The 17,144-nt window shown below is 68.9% G+C and carries 9 protein-coding genes and 1 pseudogene; 5 read left to right on the top strand and 5 right to left on the bottom strand.

Annotated features, from left to right (window positions below; all coding sequences use genetic code 11):
- Positions 1-291 precede the first annotated feature (291 nt).
- Positions 292-612, bottom strand: a pseudogene (locus OHT77_RS45120) (glycoside hydrolase family 78 protein); the annotation flags it as partial.
- Positions 613-2,057: 1,445 nt separating this feature from the next.
- On the opposite strand from OHT77_RS45120, the gene OHT77_RS44375 reads away from it, so the two are divergent.
- Together OHT77_RS44375 and OHT77_RS44370 are read left to right on the top strand one after the other, a co-directional pair.
- Positions 2,058-4,730: an alpha-L-rhamnosidase-related protein gene (locus tag OHT77_RS44375; protein WP_328834063.1), complete on the top strand. Its 2,673-nt coding sequence runs from the start codon at positions 2,058-2,060 to the stop codon at positions 4,728-4,730.
- Positions 4,731-4,774: 44 nt separating this feature from the next.
- A protein-coding gene (locus OHT77_RS44370; RefSeq protein ID WP_443048198.1) for an IS5 family transposase occupies positions 4,775-5,634 on the top strand; the annotation gives its coding sequence in 2 pieces (ribosomal slippage) (positions 4,775-5,123 and positions 5,123-5,634; 861 coding nt in all).
- Between the two features lie 140 nt (positions 5,635-5,774).
- On the opposite strand, the gene OHT77_RS44365 is transcribed toward OHT77_RS44370, so the two are convergent.
- The 4 genes from OHT77_RS44365 to OHT77_RS44345 all read right to left on the bottom strand — a co-directional run bounded on the left by OHT77_RS44365 (position 5,775) and on the right by OHT77_RS44345 (position 14,015).
- Positions 5,775-7,664, bottom strand: coding sequence for an arabinofuranosidase catalytic domain-containing protein (locus OHT77_RS44365; protein WP_328834062.1), 1,890 nt, complete (start codon positions 7,662-7,664; stop codon positions 5,775-5,777).
- A 65-nt stretch (positions 7,665-7,729) separates the two neighbouring features.
- Positions 7,730-10,117, bottom strand: coding sequence for an RICIN domain-containing protein (locus OHT77_RS44360; protein WP_328834061.1), 2,388 nt, complete (start codon positions 10,115-10,117; stop codon positions 7,730-7,732).
- Between the two features lie 734 nt (positions 10,118-10,851).
- The gene (locus OHT77_RS44350; protein WP_328834060.1) at positions 10,852-11,898 is read right to left on the bottom strand and encodes a hypothetical protein; all 1,047 of its coding nucleotides are present in this window, start codon (positions 11,896-11,898) and stop codon (positions 10,852-10,854) included.
- A gap of 470 nt (positions 11,899-12,368) precedes the next feature.
- The gene (locus tag OHT77_RS44345) at positions 12,369-14,015 is read right to left on the bottom strand and encodes a carboxylesterase/lipase family protein (RefSeq protein ID WP_328834059.1); all 1,647 of its coding nucleotides are present in this window, start codon (positions 14,013-14,015) and stop codon (positions 12,369-12,371) included.
- Positions 14,016-14,259: 244 nt separating this feature from the next.
- Here OHT77_RS44345 and OHT77_RS44340 point away from each other — a divergent pair, with 244 nt between their 5' ends.
- Genes OHT77_RS44340 through OHT77_RS44330 form a run of 3 tightly spaced genes read left to right on the top strand, consistent with a single transcriptional unit; the run spans position 14,260 to position 17,054 of the window.
- Entirely contained in the window at positions 14,260-15,165 is a 906-nt protein-coding gene (locus OHT77_RS44340; RefSeq protein ID WP_328834058.1) for a MerR family transcriptional regulator, read from the top strand.
- Between the two features lie 57 nt (positions 15,166-15,222).
- Positions 15,223-16,398 carry a sensor histidine kinase gene (locus OHT77_RS44335; RefSeq protein ID WP_328834057.1) on the top strand — a complete coding sequence of 392 codons (1,176 nt, stop codon included), beginning with the start codon at positions 15,223-15,225 and terminating at the stop codon, positions 16,396-16,398.
- On the top strand, positions 16,395-17,054 hold the full coding sequence (locus OHT77_RS44330; RefSeq protein WP_328834056.1) for a response regulator transcription factor: 660 nt from the start codon (positions 16,395-16,397) through the stop codon (positions 17,052-17,054). Before OHT77_RS44335 ends, OHT77_RS44330 begins: the two co-directional genes overlap by 4 nt.
- The last annotated feature ends 90 nt before the right edge of the window (positions 17,055-17,144 follow it).

Below are 17,144 nucleotides of genomic sequence, written 5' to 3'. Positions count from 1 at the left end.
GGCGTTGGCGTTCGCCGTGGTGACGACCGGGCTGAGATCGACCTCACCGAGGTTGGTGAACCGGCCGCCCGACTGGACGTGCGGGCGCAGCAGCACCTTGCCGGCCGTCTGTGCCGCGTTGATCTGCCACATGTAGTAGTCCTGCGCGTCCTTCACCCGGAACAGAACACTCGCCGCGCCTGTCTTGATGGTGAAGTCCGTGTCGAGGGTGAAGTCCGACCAGGAGTCGCTGCTGCCGGTGTCGGGGCTGATCCACTGGGCGCCCTGCCAGGCCGCCGTGTCGAGCAGGCCGGTCTCCCAGTGCCCGGGAGGACTCCACCGGGAGGCCCGGCCCTGGGCGTCCCACACCTGCACGGTCCAGTAGTAGGCGCGCGACGAGGTCAACTTCGGCCCGCCGTAAGGCACTCCGACCGAGTCCGCGGTACGCACCCGGCCGCTGTCCCAGACGTCGGCGTCCTTCGCGTTCAGGCGCTTCGGGCTGCTTGCCACCAGAACGCGGTACGCGGTCTGACGGTCGTCGCGGGCCGAGGAATGCAGCTGCCAGCCGAGGCTGGGCCGGGTGTCGTCGGTCCCGAGCGGGTTCGCGGCGCCGTCCGCGGTCAGTTGTCCCACGGTGATACGACCGGACGAAGCGACCGCGATTCCGGGACCGCCGGGCGATGCCCCAAGGGTCACCGCCGCTACCAGAGTCGCGACCGTTGTCCATCGTGATGACTTCCAGCGCCAACGACTGTGCACGGGCTTCCCTCCGGGTTGCGGCACAACATCACCACGAATTGAAACGTTTCATTCCATCGAGGCGTTGGCAATCTACGAGGGCAGCCCCTCGGGGTCAATGGACCGGACGAGAATGCCTCCCGGCCCACGCGGTGTCAGCTGCGGCTCCGGGAGGCCGATCGATCGCGTTGCCAGAGGCAGCGACTTTCCTGGGTCCAGCGCAGGGGTCGGAGACGGCTCGCCCAGGTGATCGTCGTGCGTGTATCGGTTCCATCGGCCGGACTCGCCGCCGGACGGGGCGGCGTGAATGCCACCTCCAGGCGCGTGTGGCCGACCTGGTCCTGGTGATCGCCGACTGCGACCTGGCCGGTTCTTCCCGAGTTTCGTACCGCTGTGCTCGGCTTCGGGTCAATCGACGGGGAGGCGTAGCGGTCGAAGTGCACGCGGCGTGGGGCGAGTTCACCGACACAGAAGGGCCCGGCTCGCCTTCACCCAGCTCACTACCGTCCACCGCTCACGCCCAGCTCGCCGAATGGACCCACTGAGGTCTGATCCGTCGACCGCACATCCCGCGCCACCTGACCCGTGACAGTGATCGTGGGCGGCCCTCCCGTCAGCGATGCCGAAATCGCCTCCAGAGACGCCTCTCCCCCCGGTGGTTCAGCTGGCGTCGATCTGCACGCGGTGACGTCCCCCCGCTGGCCTCTTGGTGATGCTGGTGTCGCCGGGAGGTGCGAAAAGGCGGGTGCCACCCGCCCCGACTGTTGATCGCCGGATCTGTCGGCGCCATCACGCTGCGCAGGCAACGGTCCGAGGAGGCCGCGCCAATGTGCCGCTGGCCGCGCATCGAGCCGAGTCGAGTCGGCTCGGCACAGATCGTCAGGACCGACCCACAGTACGCGGCATCGCCTGCAATCCGGCAGCGCGGCCCTGCTTCGGCATGGCGGGCCCGCCACAGGGACGAGAGCCCTCGCGGATGACGTGTCCGCGCCCGACTTACCGTCAGGGTCGCGCGCACGGCTCCTGGGCGCAGTCGAATCAGACCAGTTCGGCCAGCCCTCACCTCCAAGTCGGCATTGCCCGCTGCGCAGTTCCGCCGCGGCCACGGGGGGGGCGCCCGTGGCCGCCAGGCCCCGAGTGCCGGTAGCGGTGCCGCGCGTCGAGTTGTGCGCCATGGGTTGACGCACTCACAGCTACTGCATAACTTGCCTCTTGCAGAATCTGAATGAAACGTTTCAAAAGGATTCGAACCGTCACCCACCCCTCCTGGCCTGCGCGTTCTTCGCTGAGCGCCGCTGACCTGAGAGCCGCCAAGGCAGCACTCGCACCCCGGAGTCTCAATGATCATTTCTGGCAGAAGACGTCCGCCCGGCAGACGCGGTTGGGCGGGCGCGACGTTCGCTCTGGGCCTTGCCCTCATCGTGGCCATGGTCACCCAGCCCGAGGCCGTGTCCGCCGCGGAACACACCACGCAGACCAGGACCCCCCAGGTCACGACCGACTGGCGGCAGTACGTCCAGACGCCGAAGCACTCCGACGTCTGCCCGGTCTCGGTGGTCAGCACGACAGGCCCGGTCGAAGGCGCCCGGAACCTTCTGTGCGGCGGCACCGGCAGCGCGACGCTGACCTACACCGCCGGAGGAGAAGCACCCACCGTCCTTCTCGACTACGGCCAAGAGACGGGCGGCCTGCCCTACTTCACCGTCTCCGCCAAGTCCGGGTCCCCGACACTGAAGGCCGCGTACAGCGAGGGCCGGGATTACATGACCCCGTCGGGTGACGGGGCGGCGCCGTGGGCGGACGGCGACAGTTCACGGTTCGACACCTACCCGGTCACCGGGCCGGGCACGATCACCAACCGCTCCGCGCAGGGAGGCGAGCGGTACGAGCGGATAACGCTCTCCGACCCGGGTCGTGTCACGCTCAGCAAGGTCGGCATCAAGTACATCGCCGACCGGACTCAGGCGAGCGGATACCAAGGTCACTTCCTGTCGAGTTCGGACGAGTTGAACAAGATCTGGTACGCCGGGGCCTACACCCTGCAGACCGATCTCGTCCCGACCAACTCGCTCCCGGGGAGCTGGTCGATCCAGGACGGTGCTCTGAGTGCCGGCGGTTCGAGAGTGAACGACGGTGCAGGCGTGCTGAATCGCGGCTCGTCCTGGACCGACTACACGACGACCTTCCAGACCAGGATTCTCCACAACCAGGCCGGGTGGATGGCCCGCGCGCAGAACTCGCAGAACGGCTACCTGTTCATCCTCGATGACAGCACTGACACAGGGGGCACCCCGAACACCCTTCAGGAACTCAGCGTTCACGACGGCGCCTACACGAGCCTCGGCTCCGTCGCTCTGCCGTCGCCCTTGACCGAGGGCACCTGGCACACAGTGACCACCACGGTGTCCGGAACGAGCATCTCGATCCTGCTGGACGGCCGGCCGATCGATCATGTCGACACCTCCGCGCTGCCCGCCGACGCCGTGGCCTTTCCGAGCGGAACCGTCGGCTTTCGTGAGTTCGGCGACGAGGGGGCGTCCTTCAAGGACCTCACTGTCGTCGGCGGCGACGGCAAGACGCTCTACAGCAGTCCGCTGACCGCGTCCGCCTCCCTCGCCGACTTCACTCCGCCCGGATCCAACGCGGTGGCATCGGTCCTCGACGGCGCGCGGCGCGACCGCGCGATCTGGAGCGGGGACATCCTGGTGGAAGGCCTCACGGACTACTACTCCGTGAACAATCCGGAGTACATCAAACAGTCACTGGATTTGCTGGGCAGTCGGCAGCTCTCCAGTGGATTCGTACCCGGCGCTCTCCACCCGGCAAGCGTGGCGCACCTCGGCCCTCTCACCCCGGGCGAGACGGCCAGCTATTCCGCCACGTATTCCATGTACTTCGTCGCGGATCTGGCCAGTTACTACCTCCACACCGGCGACAGGGACTTCGTCGCCAAGGAATGGCCCGTCGTCAAGCGTGAACTCGCCTGGAACGCGACCAGATTGGACGGCAACGGCCTGCTCTCGACCCGCGCCGGGGTCGACGGTGCGGACTGGGACTTCTACGACGGCGACAAGGGCGGCGAGGTCTCGGCCTACAACATCCTCTACTACAAGGCCCTGTTGGACGGCGCGGAACTGGCCACGGCGGCCGGAGACACCTCACAGGCCACTGCCTACCGGGCCGATGCCGGGGCGTTGCAGAAGCGGATCAACGAACGTCTCTACGACCCGACGAGCGGCCTCTACAAGATCAGCGACACCCAGTCCGGCGTCGCGCAGGACGCCAACGCTCTGGCTGTCCTGTACGGAGTCGCCCCGGCCGCGAAGCAGGCGGAGATCCTGTCCAAGCTCAAGTCGTCGCTGTGGAGCACCCCTTACGGACCGCTTCCCTTCTCCTCCGAGGCCGGCAACAAGGACCTGGTCAGTCCCTTCGTCAGCGGGTTCGAACTCCAGGCGCGTCTGGCGGCCGGGGACACCGCCAACGCACAACAGCTCCTGCACGACGTGTGGGGTCACATGATCGCTCCCGGCCCGAACCAGACCGGGACCATGTGGGAGAACATCTCCGGCCTCGACGGCACACCCGGCCTCGGGTCGGGAGCGAGCCTGTCCCACGGTTGGTCCACGGCCCCGACGTCCGCACTGTCCAGCTACGTCCTGGGTGTTCGTCCGGACACGGCGGGCTATGCCACCTGGACGGTGCAACCCCATCCCGGAGACCTCGCCTGGACCCGGGGAACTGTTCCCACCCCGCACGGAGACCTCAGCGTCGACTGGACCGCGAACAAGGGCAGGAACCAGTTCAGCCTGACCGTCAACACGCCCAAGGGCACGAGCGGAACCATCGCCGTCCCGGTCTCCGGCCGGACCGGAACCGTTGCGGTCAACGGTGACGTGGTGTGGCGCCACGGATCCTTCAGCGCTGCGGCGGGAGTCACCCACGGACAGTTCGAGTCCGGCTACGTCCACCTGAAGGTGAAGGGCCACGGCACCTTCAAGGTGACCTCGCACTAGGGTCCGTCTTCAAAGATCATTGAGTGGTGGATCATGGTCGGGTGATACGCCGCCATGAACTCACCGACCTGGAGTGGGAGTTACTTGCTCCGCTCATACCGCGTGCCGCGACGGGACGACCGCGCGTGCCAGACCGGCAGGTCATCAACGGGATGGTCTACAAGATCCGGACCGGGGTCTCCTGGCGTGACCTGCCGGAACGCTACGGGCCGTGGCAGACGGTCTACACCCGCTTTCGCCGCTACGCGTTGGACGGCGTGTTCACCCGGGCACTCCAGCAGATCCAGGCCGACGCGGACGCTGTCGGCGACATCGACTGGCTCGTCCAGATCGACTCCACCATCGTCCGCGCCCACCAACACTCGGCCGCCACCGGCCGAAAAGGGGGATCAGCCGGCCGGACGAACCGGACGATCACGCCCTCGGCCGATCCCGAGGCGGACTGACCACCAAAATCCACCTCGCCTGCGACGGCCGCGGCAGGCCCCTGGCCGTCCTGCTGACACCCGGACAACGCCACGACAGCACCTGCGCGCGTCCCCTCCTGGAACGCATTCGCGTCCCGCGTATGGGACTGGGCCGACCCCGTTGCAGACCCGACCAGGTCGTCGCCGACAAGGCTTACAGCTCTCGTGGTTTCCGCGCCTACCTGCGCAAACGCGGAATTGCATGCACCATCCCGGAAAAGACCGACCAGAAGCGTCACCGCCACAATCGCGGCTACCGAGGAGGCCGGCCACCCGCTTTCGACCGCCAGCTCTACCGTCGGCGCAACGTCGTCGAGCGCTGCTTCAACCAGCTCAAGGGCTTCCGCGGCATCGCCACCAGATACGACAAGACCGCCACCTCCTACGAAGCAGCGGTCAATCTCGCGTCATTCCTACTCTGGGCAAGATCCGTTTGAAGACGGACCCTAGGGCCACGCAGCCTTCGGTACCCCAGTGACAGGTAAGCCCGAGGGACGTGGGGCCTGCACCGGCTGACAGTGCAGGCCCCACGTATGCACGGTGCGTGGCGCGGCGGCGAAGTGGCAGCCCCGTCTGCTCAGCCCAGTGTGAACTTCTGCGCGGCGCTGCCGTTGCAGCTCGCGATCTGCAGCCGGGTCCCGTTGGCCGTCGCGCCGCTCGGCGAGTCCAGGCAGCGGCCCGACTGCGGATTGAGCAGCGAACCATCAGCCTGCTGAACCCACTTCTGGCCACCCACACCATTGCAGTCCCACAACTCGACCTTCGTCCCGTCGGCCGTGCCATTGCCAACGATGTCCAGGCACCGGCCGAGCGTCGACAGCGAGCTGTCGGAACGGTGGTACCAGTGCTGGTCGACCGCCCAGGACTGGCAGTCCCAGAGCTGTACGGCCGCGCTGTTACCACCGGTGTCGTCCGCTGCGACGTCGACGCACTTGCCGCCGGGTCCGACGGCCGGAGCACCGCCGTTCACCGCGAACTTCTGGGCGGCGCTGCCGTTGCAGTTGGCGATCTGCAGCCGGGTGCCGTTGGCCGTGGCGCCGTTCGGCGAGTCCAGGCAGCGGCCCGACTGCGGATTGAGCAGCGAACCATCAGCCTGCTGAACCCACTTCTGGCCACCCACACCATTGCAGTCCCACAACTCGACCTTCGTCCCGTCGGCCGTCCCGTTGCCAACGATGTCCAGGCAGCGGCCGATGGTGCTGAGCGAGCCGTCGGCGTTGTGCTGCCAGTGCTGGTCCTCGGCATAGGTCTGGCAGTCCCAGAGCTGTACGGCCGCGCTGTTCCCACCGGTGTCGTCCGCCGCGACGTCGACGCATTTGCCACCGGGTCCGGTGATCGTCCCCTGGGGGCCGTTGGGTACGTCCGTCTGACCGGAGTAGCCGACGGAGACGATGTTGGCCTGCACGGCGTTCTCGGCGGCGTCCGTCGGATAGCCGGCGACCATGACCCCCTCGAAGAAGGTGCCGCGGTTGCGGTTGCTGTTGTCGCCGCCGGTGCCCAGGATGATGCCGCCCTCCTGCTGCATGGGCCGGTAGCCGCCACGGGTGGGCAGGGCTCCGTTCCACCAGGTCGACAGCGCGCCGGACTGCGAGTTGCCGCCCTTGAGCGCGTATGTGGTCTGGCCGTTGTTCTTCAGCACGGCCGTCACGTAGGCGCTGTTGTTGCCCAGGTTGGCGGTGTTGGAGCCGTTGTTCCCCTGGAACATGCCGTTCTCCATGTCGGCCTCGACCCAGGGTCCCGAACCGGTGCACGGCGCGAAGTAGCACGTCGTCGCGATGCTCACGGCGTCCATGTGGCCGTTGCCGGTGTCGGCCGGTGTGCTCTCCGCGTTTCCGTAGTCGAAGCAGCAGTCGGAGCCCACGTGCGTGCCGCTGGCCACCATGTAGGCGCCCTCGGGCTGGCCGTTGACCGCGACGCCGGAGGCCACACCGGTGTAGCGGTAGCCCACGCCCGGTGAGATCCAGATGCCGTACACCTTGTGCCTGCCCGCGGTCACCGCGATCTCGCCGGCGTCGGCCCCGCGGTCCACACCGCCCGCGGTGCCTGCCGGGCCGGGGGTGAGGTCGTTGTGCCGTGACGTCTGGTCGTAGACCTTCGAGATGCGGCAGGTCGTGTTCTGGCAGAAGGTGTCCTGCCGGCCCGCGTCGGCGTAACCGCCCTGGGCCAGCAGGCCGATGTCCGCCGTGGCTCCGTCGGAGGCACGGGTGACCTGGTAGAGCGGCCCGTTGTACGACGACACCAGGGCGCGCGTGGTGCTGTGCGCGGCGACGCAGGGGGTGCCGGCGGCTCCGTAGATGTCGCACGGCAGGGAGCCCGCCGCCTGCGACGTCGTGGGAAGGCCGACGACGAACGCGAGGACGAGCCCGAGAGTGGTGGCTGCCGTGGCCAGGCACCGCGCCGCCCTCTGGGTGATGCGGGGACCTCGCCTTGAATTCAGTCTGCCGATATTCGGCAATATGTGTTTCATTACTCATGAACTCCTTTGCAGAGCGGCTCGAATGTCGTGGTTTTCATGGCGTCGAATCCATCCGCTCACGCCAGCCGCCACAGGTGGTCGTCAGTCCCGTTGTCGTCGAACTGCACCACCTGTGCGCTGTTCTGCGTGGACATCCCGTCGACGCCCAGAACCTTTCCGCTGTGCCGGTTGCGCACCAGGAACCAGCCGTCGCCCTTGTCGATCAGGCTCCACAGGTGGTCGTCGGTCCCGTTGTCCTCGTACTGGACGACGTGCGCGCTGTTCTGGGTCGACATCCCGTCGACGCCCAGGACTTTGCCGCTCTGGCCGTTGCGCACCACGTACCAGCCGTCGCCCTTGTCGACGAGTTGCCACGCGTGGTCTCCGGTACCGGTGTTGTCGAACTGCACGACCCTCGCGCTGTTCGCCGTCGACATGCCGTCGACGGCCAGCACCTTCCCGCTGTGCTTGTTGAGGATGCGCCGGTACGGCGGCTCCGGCAGCCATGTCCTGCCGTCCGGGGACGCTGTCGGGAACGACGTGATCCGCAGCCGGGCCGCGCCCATCGGGACGAGCGTGACGTGTTCCACGGCACCGGTTGCCCGCGCCGGGCTCTGCTGGAGCGGGGCGACCACGTGTTCGTCGTCGGCGATCCACTCCGGGACGCGGCGCGCCTGGGCGGTGAGCGTGAGCGGGGTGGTGTCGTGGGTGAAGGGATTCGCCGGGACCGGACCACCGGCGCGGCTCAGCGTGAAGGTCGAGTCGGGTACGAGGCTGTAGTTCCAGGGTGTCGTGGCGTGGACCTCGTACTCGGGGAAGGTGTCGTCGCCCGCGTAGCGAACGTACTGCTCGCCTATGCGCAGCCCGTAGACCAGCGGTCCGCGGGTCACGCTGACGGCGCCGTGGTTGGTGGACCAGGTGCGGACGGCGGTGCGTTGCGGGAGGGTGAGGGTGACTTGGTCGCCGTCTTTCCAGGTCCGCGCCACACGGACGAACGCGGGTCCGTCCTGGGCCGGTACCGGCTGCCCGTTGACTCGCAGTTGAGGGCCCGCGCACCAGCCCGGCACTCGTAGCAGCAGCGGGAACGAGACCGGCTGCGGCGTCGACAGGGTCAGGGTGACGGTCTCGTCGAAGGGGTAGTCCGTGTCCTCGGTGACGGTGATTACGGTGCCGCCCGCGACCGTGGCGCGGACACTGCTCGGCGCGTACATCGCGGCGGCGAGTCCGCCGTCCGGGGTGGCCAGCCACAACTCCTCGCTGAAGTAGGGCCATCCCATTCCGTAGTTGTGAGGGCAACAGCGGTACTGGTCGACGCCGGGCTGGTACGACTGCATCGCGAAGCCGTTCTGGAACTGGCCCTGGGTCTTGGGCGCGTTGTCCAGGTCCACGCTGTTGGCACTGGTGATGTAGTGCACGGCTCTGCCGTCGGGGTCCAGGGCGGCGGGCAGCACGTTGAATGCCAACTCCTCGCAGCGGTCCGCCCATACGGGGTCGCCGGTGATGCGGGTCAGCAACTCGTGGCTGGCCATGAACTCGACGACGCCGCAGGTCTCGAACCCCTGCCGCGGGTCTCCGAAGCCAGGTCTGATGTTCTCGTCACCGGCGATCCCGCCCCCGGGGAACTGGCCGTATCCGCCGAGGACTTGATCGTAGGTTCGGTAAGTGGCCAGGGTCAGGTCTGCGGAGCCCGAGCGCTGCGCGTACTGCGCCGGTTCGCGGAAGCCCTGTGCGATGTTGACGTTGTGCGGCGTGGGAAGGGAACTGGTCCAGTCGGCACCCCACGCGTGCATCTTGTCGACGAGATCGAGCAGGAACGCCTCGCCCGTGCGGCGGTACAGCCACACGGCAATGTCCATTCCGTCGCCCCAGCGCAGCGAGACCCAACTCGAGTCGAAGGCGCCCCGCCCCTGGGCGTTGATGAAGCGAAGGAACCGCACGAGGAAGGGCACGATCCGCTGGTCGCCCGTGTATTCCTCGTACGTGCGCAGCGCCTGGAGCAGCGGCAGGAACGGCCAGAAGTCGGGGCCTCCGTTCAGGGAGGTCCGCAGTGACCGCGGCCCGAAGAAGCCGTCGTCCTGCTGGGTGGCGAGGACCGCGTCGAACCAGCGTCGGGCCTGATCAAGGGCGGCGGCGTCACTGGTGGCGATGGCGAGGGGCACGTATCCCCGCAGCCAGTACGGGAGTTCCTCCCAGCCGTCGCGGTCGGGGTGTGCCCAACCGCTCGTCGTGAGGTCGAGGAAGTGGGAGCGCGCGGCATACTGGCCGCACAAGCCGGCCAGTTGCAGGCGCAGCTGGCCGGCGAGCCAGCCTCGCGGGGTGATGCTTCCTGGGCGCAGCCGAGTGAAGGTATCGGCGGCGAGGCCGCCGGCCGCTGCAGCCGGCACCGCCGGGAGTACGGCACCCAAGGCCAAGGAACCGACAGCGAGGCCTCCGGTCTGCAGGAAGTGGCGTCGGGCGAGCGGCATACGGCTTCTCCTGTGGGGGGTGCGGGTGGGGGGAGGTCTGCGTTCGGGTGCTGGCGCGCAGGTCGCCCGCCGCTGGGCGGGTGTTGCGCCTAGCAAGCTCGCTTCGGCGGGATCGGAACTTCAGCGGTTGTCGGTCGGATGCGTATCGTTGTCTCCGACGGGATAGACAACGTTGTCTTCCGTTCTGACAGAAGGCCGACTGTTACGCAGGATCATGGCGGGTCGCCGTGTCCGGCGGCCCGGGGGTGAAGGTTGAGACCTCGCCGAAAGCCAAGGCCTTGGCGCCAGAGGTCGTGGACTTGGCGGTCCGTAGACACGTCTCCTCCTTGACTCAGGAAGGGCGGCGACTCGCCGCCCTCACTCTTTACAACGTTGTAAGAAGCGGCAGTTGACATCAGAGCACGACTTCCGCACCTTGGCCAGGAGCATGACAAGACCTCGCGCCCCGTCAGGGTGGCCACCCGCGCGGCCACGGGCACCAGTTGCGGAGCGTCGGCCGATCTCCCGTGGCTGACCTGGTGGTTGAAGACGAAGCCGGCTTCGTCTTCAACCACCAGCGCGGTGTAGCGGGACTGGGCGGGATGCTGGGATCTGCCCCTGCGGACGGCCGTGTCCGCAGCGGGAGTTGAGCGTACGGCCCGGTGTTGGGGACATCTCCGTGGAGCGTGACTGGACGTCACCCTGGAGGCCGGGGCTGGGCCGCTCGGCGCAGGGCCCCGTAGCGGGCGGCGCGGTCAGCGATCCTGGAGGAGGGTGACCGCTTCGGAGAGGTCGGCGTACGCGGGTTCGAAGGTTCGCGCCGCGACAAGGAACATCGACCGGTCGGTGAGGGCGCGGGCGAGGCGGGCGGCATTGCCGGGCAGGCGGCGGGCGAGCGTCACACCCTCGTCGAAATAGGGGGCGAACCGCTCCTTGAACAGATCCGGGCGGCCACCGTCACGGGCGGCCGCGCGGATGATGATCCTGCGCTGGACGTCGGCCAGTTCGGGCAGCCGATCAGCCTCGCGCAGTCTGACCGCCTCCGCTTCGAGGTCCGGCAGCATGGCCTGAAACCCGTCCCGCACGTCGCCCGACCATCCGAGTTCCGTGCCGAACGGCGGCATCGGGCTTGCGGGGCTCGCGGCGGGCTCGGCCGCCCGCCCCGACAGGACGAAGAGCGTGCTCCACCAAGAGAGGATGCAACTCCAGTTCTTCGGCTCCCCCGTGGTCGCGAGCTCCTCGAGGACGCTCAGCGCCTCCCGCCGGGCGGCCGTGCCACTCGCCCCGTCCCCGGCGGCGTCCCGCATCCGGGAGAAGTGGACCAACTCCCAGGTGAGTATCGACAGAGAGGCGTTCTGTTCGGCGGTCTTGAGCCGGGTCTCGTCGAGGAGTTCACGGAAGACGGCCGACGCCGCGTCGGGCAGGCCGGCCCCCTCCAGGTTGGCCGCCCTCCGCACCATGGTCCAGAAGGACTGCTCCCGGCCCCCGTTCCGGGCAGCCTTTTCGTCCAGCTCGGCGGCCTCCCTGAAGCGTCCCTCCTCGGCCAGGACAGTCGCCAGGCGATCGCTGTCGCCGCCCTCGGCCAACTCCTCGCAGACAACACGCCCTTCCGCCCTGCGCCCAAGGGCGAACAGCGCGGTCTGGTGGGCGTTCAGGGCCCTGCGCAGCCGCTCCGCCCGGTTCGGCGCCTCGGCCTCCATCCTGCGAGCAGCCCAGGACGCCTCCTCGGCCAGAGCGAGGTCCGCCTTCGGATCCCGGCTCTCGTAGTACAGCCCGAGCACGGCGTCGACCAGCTTCGGCATGTACACCTTCGGGCTCACCTCTGCCAAAACCCGGTACGCGCCTGCCAGTTCGGCCCGACTCGGCCGGCCGGACCCCAGCAACAGCACACGGGCCGATAGCACCGCATCGTGATCGATCGTCACCACTCCCCCTTGTCTCCGGATGACGCACGAAGGAGATTCTGCGAGGTGGTCCACGGGCCGGACAAGCGTCTCGAACTGTGCGTTCCGTCCTACGAAAAACGCCGCTGACCTGTCATGATGTACATGTCTTCACCCCGAAATCACGAGCGGGCAGCAGCATCGGGCGCCTCCTCCCCCTTCCTCCGTTCAGCATCGACCGAGCCGGCTCGGTCTGCGTGAACGGCCTTGTCTTCAGGGCGAGTCGGACCCGGGTGACGGCCCCCGCAGCGCCGTGTGCGGCACAAGAGCGAACACCTCGACGACATGGCAGGACACATAATCACGGCCCAACCAGATTCCCCGGCTGCTCACTTCGCCAAGTGGTCCCACAACAGGCACCTGTGCGCGGCGGACGCATCGACGGGGCGAATGCCACCCCGTCCCGAAGCCAGTGACTGCACCGACGGCCCCAGCGGGGACGACACGTGGAAAGCGGGCCAGCGAGGTGCGCCGGTGGTGTTCGGGTCGCCTGTGCGCGCGAAGTTCGTCCAGTAGCCGATCATCCGGTCCGACAGGGCGGACTGTGCGCCGGTCGGCGGTCGCTCGGTGGGAAAGGAGGGGAACAGGTAAGGCATCTCGAAACCGTGCGCCGCGCCATAGGGGAAGCCCGGGTTCGTCGGCAGGCCGGCCAGGACGGGAGCTTCCCGGTCGCTGAACACGTAGGCGTACAGCGGCAGGTCCGGCGCGCGTGCGGCGATGACGCGGCCGGCTGCCAGCGTCGTACACGTAAATGACCGGTCGGTCAGCGCCGCGGCCCAGGCCAGCGCGGGAGAGCCATGGCGTGCTGCCGGGTATTGCGCCTCTACGGCCGGGGCCGCGGGCCCGAAGGCCTCAGCCAGCCGGGCGCGGTAGGCGCTCTCCGTACGGATGGGGAATGCGGCGAGCGACGCGCCGACGAACATCCGCATCTCGTCGTGGTTGGTGCCCAGCATGACCGGCACGCGGTGGAAGTGTCCCGCTCGCAACGCCTCGTCCGGTGCGACTGGCAGGAGCCTGTTGCCGTAGGCCGGTCGGTTGAACGACTGCATCAGCTGCGCGGTGGCGAGGCGTCCGGTGCTCAGCCCGCGCAGGCATGTGAGCACCTCGTTGGCGGCGCCCTCCGTGCAGCCCAGCTGCCGGGCGGCTTCCGCGCCCGCCGTCTGGACCTCGGTCTGCGTGGCGAACGGCTCGTACGCCGGTGTTCCGGGCGCGAGAGCTCCCCGTGGGAAAGACGTCAGGCAGGAACCGCTCTGGAGGACTGCGCTCTGGAAGAGGCCCGCGGACGACGGTGAGGTGAGGTGGGCGCAGATGCTGATGGCGCCCGCGGACTCGCCGAACAGCGTGACCTTGCCCGGGTCCCCGCCGAAGCGCGGGGCGTTGGAGCGGACCCAGCGCAGGGCGGCTTGCTGGTCGGCCAGGCCGAACGGCGGGGCGGTGCCAAGTGCGGTGTGTCCGAAGTACCCGAAGATCCCCAGGCGGTAGTTGACCGTGACGACGACGGCGTCGCCCTGGACCGCCAGGCGTTCCGCGCCGTAGTCGCCACCGGAACCGCCAAGGAACGCTCCGCCGTGCATCCACACCAGCACGGGCCGCTTCTTCCCCACCGGCTTCGCCGCGGGCACCGTGACGTTGAGGTAAAGGCAGTCCTCCGAACCGACGACAGCGCCTCCATCCGAGGGCCCGTCAACGCCCGTTCCCGGTGTCGGCATCTGCACACAGCGCTGCGCCGGCCGTGTCGCATCCCGGATGCCTTGCCATGCGGCGGCGGGCACGGGGGCCTGCCAGCGCAGCGGTCCGGTCGGCGGAGCGGCGTAGGGCAGTCCTTCGTAGGTGACGTACGCACCGTGCGAGACGCCACGGACCAGGCCCAGTTCGGTTCGGACGACGCGACCGCCCTGTTCCGCGGAGTCGAAGGGATCGGGGCGGGCGTCGGCCGGTGCGACGGCGGCCATGAGCAGGGCCGCCGCGCTCAGCAACGGGAGTAGGACCCTGCGAAGAGTGGCTCTCCGGCCGGAAATCGGTGTGGTCTTGGTCGGGGGCACTAGCTCCCACCTTCTTGGGTCGGGGACGGCTCGGGACAAGGGCGTACGGCGCTGCAATCGGTGGCACGCGGGCACACCGGCCAGGCAGGTAGATGGTTGAAGCAGCAGCATCGGCGCGTACGGATGCCGGCGGCGATAAATACGCTAGAACCTCCCGCGCGCTGGAGGTTCAAGAGCTGTGACGCAAGACACGTGGAGCATCGGCGAGCTCGCGGCCGGCACGGGGCTTCCCGTCAAAACGGTCCGCTACTACTCCGACAGCGGCCTGCTGCCCGTGGCCTCCCGTAGCAGCGGTGGCCATCGCCGCTACGGCCCCGAGGCATGGGAGCGGATCCGGCTCATCAGACGCCTGCGGGCGTTGGACACCCCCATCGCGACCATCACCCAAGTGGTCACAGGCGAGCGCACGCTCGAGGACCTGGTGTCGTCCGAACTCGGGGCGGTGCAGGAGCGCCTGGCCGAATTACGGTGGCGCGAGGCCACACTCAAGGCCCTTGACCATGGTGATGGGGAGGAGCGCCTACGACGGCTGGAAGTGCTCTCACGGGTGCAGCGGCTGCCGGAGGCACGGCACACGCTCACCGGTCACTGGTACCGGGAGCTGTCCTCAGCCATGCCCCGACGCCGGCTCGACATCATGATCGCCATGTTGGCACCGGAGCCGCCTCAGGACCCCACCCCCGTCACAGCCCTGGCCTACGCCGAGCTGCATCTGCTCATCGCCACGCCCGGCTTCACCCGTTGGACCCAGGACTACCAGGAGGAGATGCGCGACGGTCCGGCCTTCTACGCGGAGATCGACGAAGCAGCGACCATGACGGCCGCCGCCCTCGCCCAGGGGCTGGTGCCCGGGGCGGGGCCCGTGGTGGACGCCTTCGTGTCGGCCCACGCCCGAGCCCGCGGGGAGTCGGACACCCCTGCCTTCCGCGCCCACCTGCACAGGCTGGTGTCGCGGTCGTCGGCCTTCGATCCCCGCTTGGAGCGGTACTGGTCCCTGGTCGGCACCGTCACGGACGGCCGCGTGCTGAACATGACGGTGGCTCATCGATGGCTGACCGAGGGGCTGTACCTCTCGATCACCTGATGCCGAAGCCGCCTGCCTGACGCGTGCCACGGCCCGGTCGCTGGATAGGGTCGGATCGTGGACCGCAGCAGGAGGCAGCCGGGCGAGGCGTTCGCCGTGGAAACGCAAGGGCCGCTGCCGGCGCGGGTGGTGCGGGCGTTGTGGTGGGGTTCGGCCGGCCTGGTGCTCGCCGTGCTCGGTACCGCGGTGGTGGTCGCGGGCGCCGGGGACGGCCGGCGACTGTCCGTGGCCGCGGTCCTGGTCCTCGTGCAGGTCGGCGCCTTGAGGTGGCAGGTACGCATCCCGCTCGTCGTGCTGGCGGTGACCGCGGTGACGGGGCTGGCGGTGTGGGCGTTGTTGCCCGAGGTGTCCTTGACGGGGGCGCTGCTCGCGGCGCAGGTCGTGCTGTGCGTGCTGTCGGCCACCCGTCCGCGGCCGGTGTCAGTCCGGGCGCTCGCCGTGATGTGTCTGCCCGCACCCCTGGGGTTCGGGGCGAACGGCGGCCCAGCGGGGGTGACGGTCTATCTGTTGGCTGTGCTCCTCGCATGGACCGTGGGGCAGTGGCGGCGGGCGCAGCGGGCGAAGGCGGGGGCGGAGATGCGCCGGGCCGTGGTCGAGGAGCGGGCGCGGATCGCGCGCGAGGTGCACGACGTGGTGGCGCACACGCTGTCGGTGATGGTCATTCAGGCAGGCGCCGCGGACGACGTGTTCGCCCAGCGGCCCGACCAGGCTCGTCAAGCGCTGCGGGCCATCGAGACGGGCGCCCGCTCGGCGCTCGCGGAACTGCGTCTCCTGCTGCATGCGTTCGGGCCCGAAGACGGCCGGGACGCGGAGGCGGACGGGAACCGGGAGCCGGGGCCTTCGCTCGGCCGCCTCGACGACTTGGCCGACGCCGTCCGCGCGACCGGGATGACCGTACGCGTGTACCGCGAGGGCGTCCTCGACGGGCTGCCGGCCACGGTGGATCTGGCGGCCTACCGGATCGTCCAGGAGGCTCTCACCAACACACTGCGCCACGCGGTCGGCGCCGACGACGTGACCGTGCGCGTGACGGTCGAAGGGGAGTGCGTGGAGATCACGGTGGTCGACAACGGGCGTACACCACACGGGAGTTCGGTCCAGGTGGGTGCGGGGCGCGGTCTCCTGGGGATGCGGGAGCGGGCGCGGCTCGTCGGCGGCAGTCTGCGCGCCGGGCCGCTGGCCGGTGGCGGGTTCGAGGTGGCGGCGCGGCTGCCGGTGGAGGGGGTGTCATGACACTGCGGGTGGTGGTGGCCGACGACCAGGTCCTGGTCCGAACCGGATTCCGCATGATCATCGACGCCCGGGACGATCTTGAGGTGGTGGGTGAGGCAAGCGACGGCCGGGAGGCGGTACGGCTGACGCGTGACCTGGTGCCCGACGTGGTGCTGATGGACGTACGCATGCCCGTGGTGGACGGCATCGAGGCGACCCGGCAGATCGCCGAGTCGAGCAGTGGGTCCCGGGTGCTCGTGCTGACCACCTGGGACGTGGACGCGCACGTGGTCGCCGCGCTGCGGGCCGGGGCGAGTGGCTTTCTGCTGAAGGACATCCGTCCCGGTGAACTCGTCGACGCCATCCGCCTCACCGCGCGCGGCGACGCGCTGCTGGCGCCGGCCGTGCTGAGCCGCGTCCTCGACCGCTTCCTGCGCACCACGCCCGATCCGGCGCCCCTGCCCTCGCTGCGGAACCTCTCGGGCCGGGAGCGGGAGGTGCTCACACTGATCGGGCAGGCGCTGTCGAACGCGGAGATCGCCGACCGGCTGAGCCTGTCGGAGGCCACGGTCAAGAACCATGTCACCGCGGTGCTCCGCAAACTGGGCCTGCGCGATCGCGTACAAGCCGTCGTCGCCGCCTACGATCACGGCCTCGTCGAGCCACGCCATCCCTGACGGCGCGGTCTCCTCCTTGAGGAGGAGACCGCGCCGCAGTCCCCCTGTGTTCCCAGTGCAGACCCGTTCCCGGGGCCGATCCGCTCCCGA

The sequence above is a fragment of the Streptomyces sp. NBC_00252 genome (assembly GCF_036187565.1).
In the GTDB taxonomy this organism is placed as follows: Bacteria; Actinomycetota; Actinomycetes; order Streptomycetales; family Streptomycetaceae; genus Streptomyces.
Note: the sequence above shows the minus strand (reverse complement) of the source record. Positions and strands in the feature narration are given on the sequence as shown.

Coding starts and splice junctions, on each gene's coding strand:
- OHT77_RS44330 (WP_328834056.1), top strand. CDS start 16,395: ATGACACTGCGGGTGGTGGTGGCCGACGACCAGGTCCTGGTCCGAACC.
- OHT77_RS44375 (WP_328834063.1), top strand. CDS start 2,058: ATGATCATTTCTGGCAGAAGACGTCCGCCCGGCAGACGCGGTTGGGCG.
- OHT77_RS44350 (WP_328834060.1), bottom strand. CDS start 11,898: ATGCCGAAGCTGGTCGACGCCGTGCTCGGGCTGTACTACGAGAGCCGG.
- OHT77_RS44360 (WP_328834061.1), bottom strand. CDS start 10,117: ATGCCGCTCGCCCGACGCCACTTCCTGCAGACCGGAGGCCTCGCTGTC.
- OHT77_RS44365 (WP_328834062.1), bottom strand. CDS start 7,664: ATGAAACACATATTGCCGAATATCGGCAGACTGAATTCAAGGCGAGGT.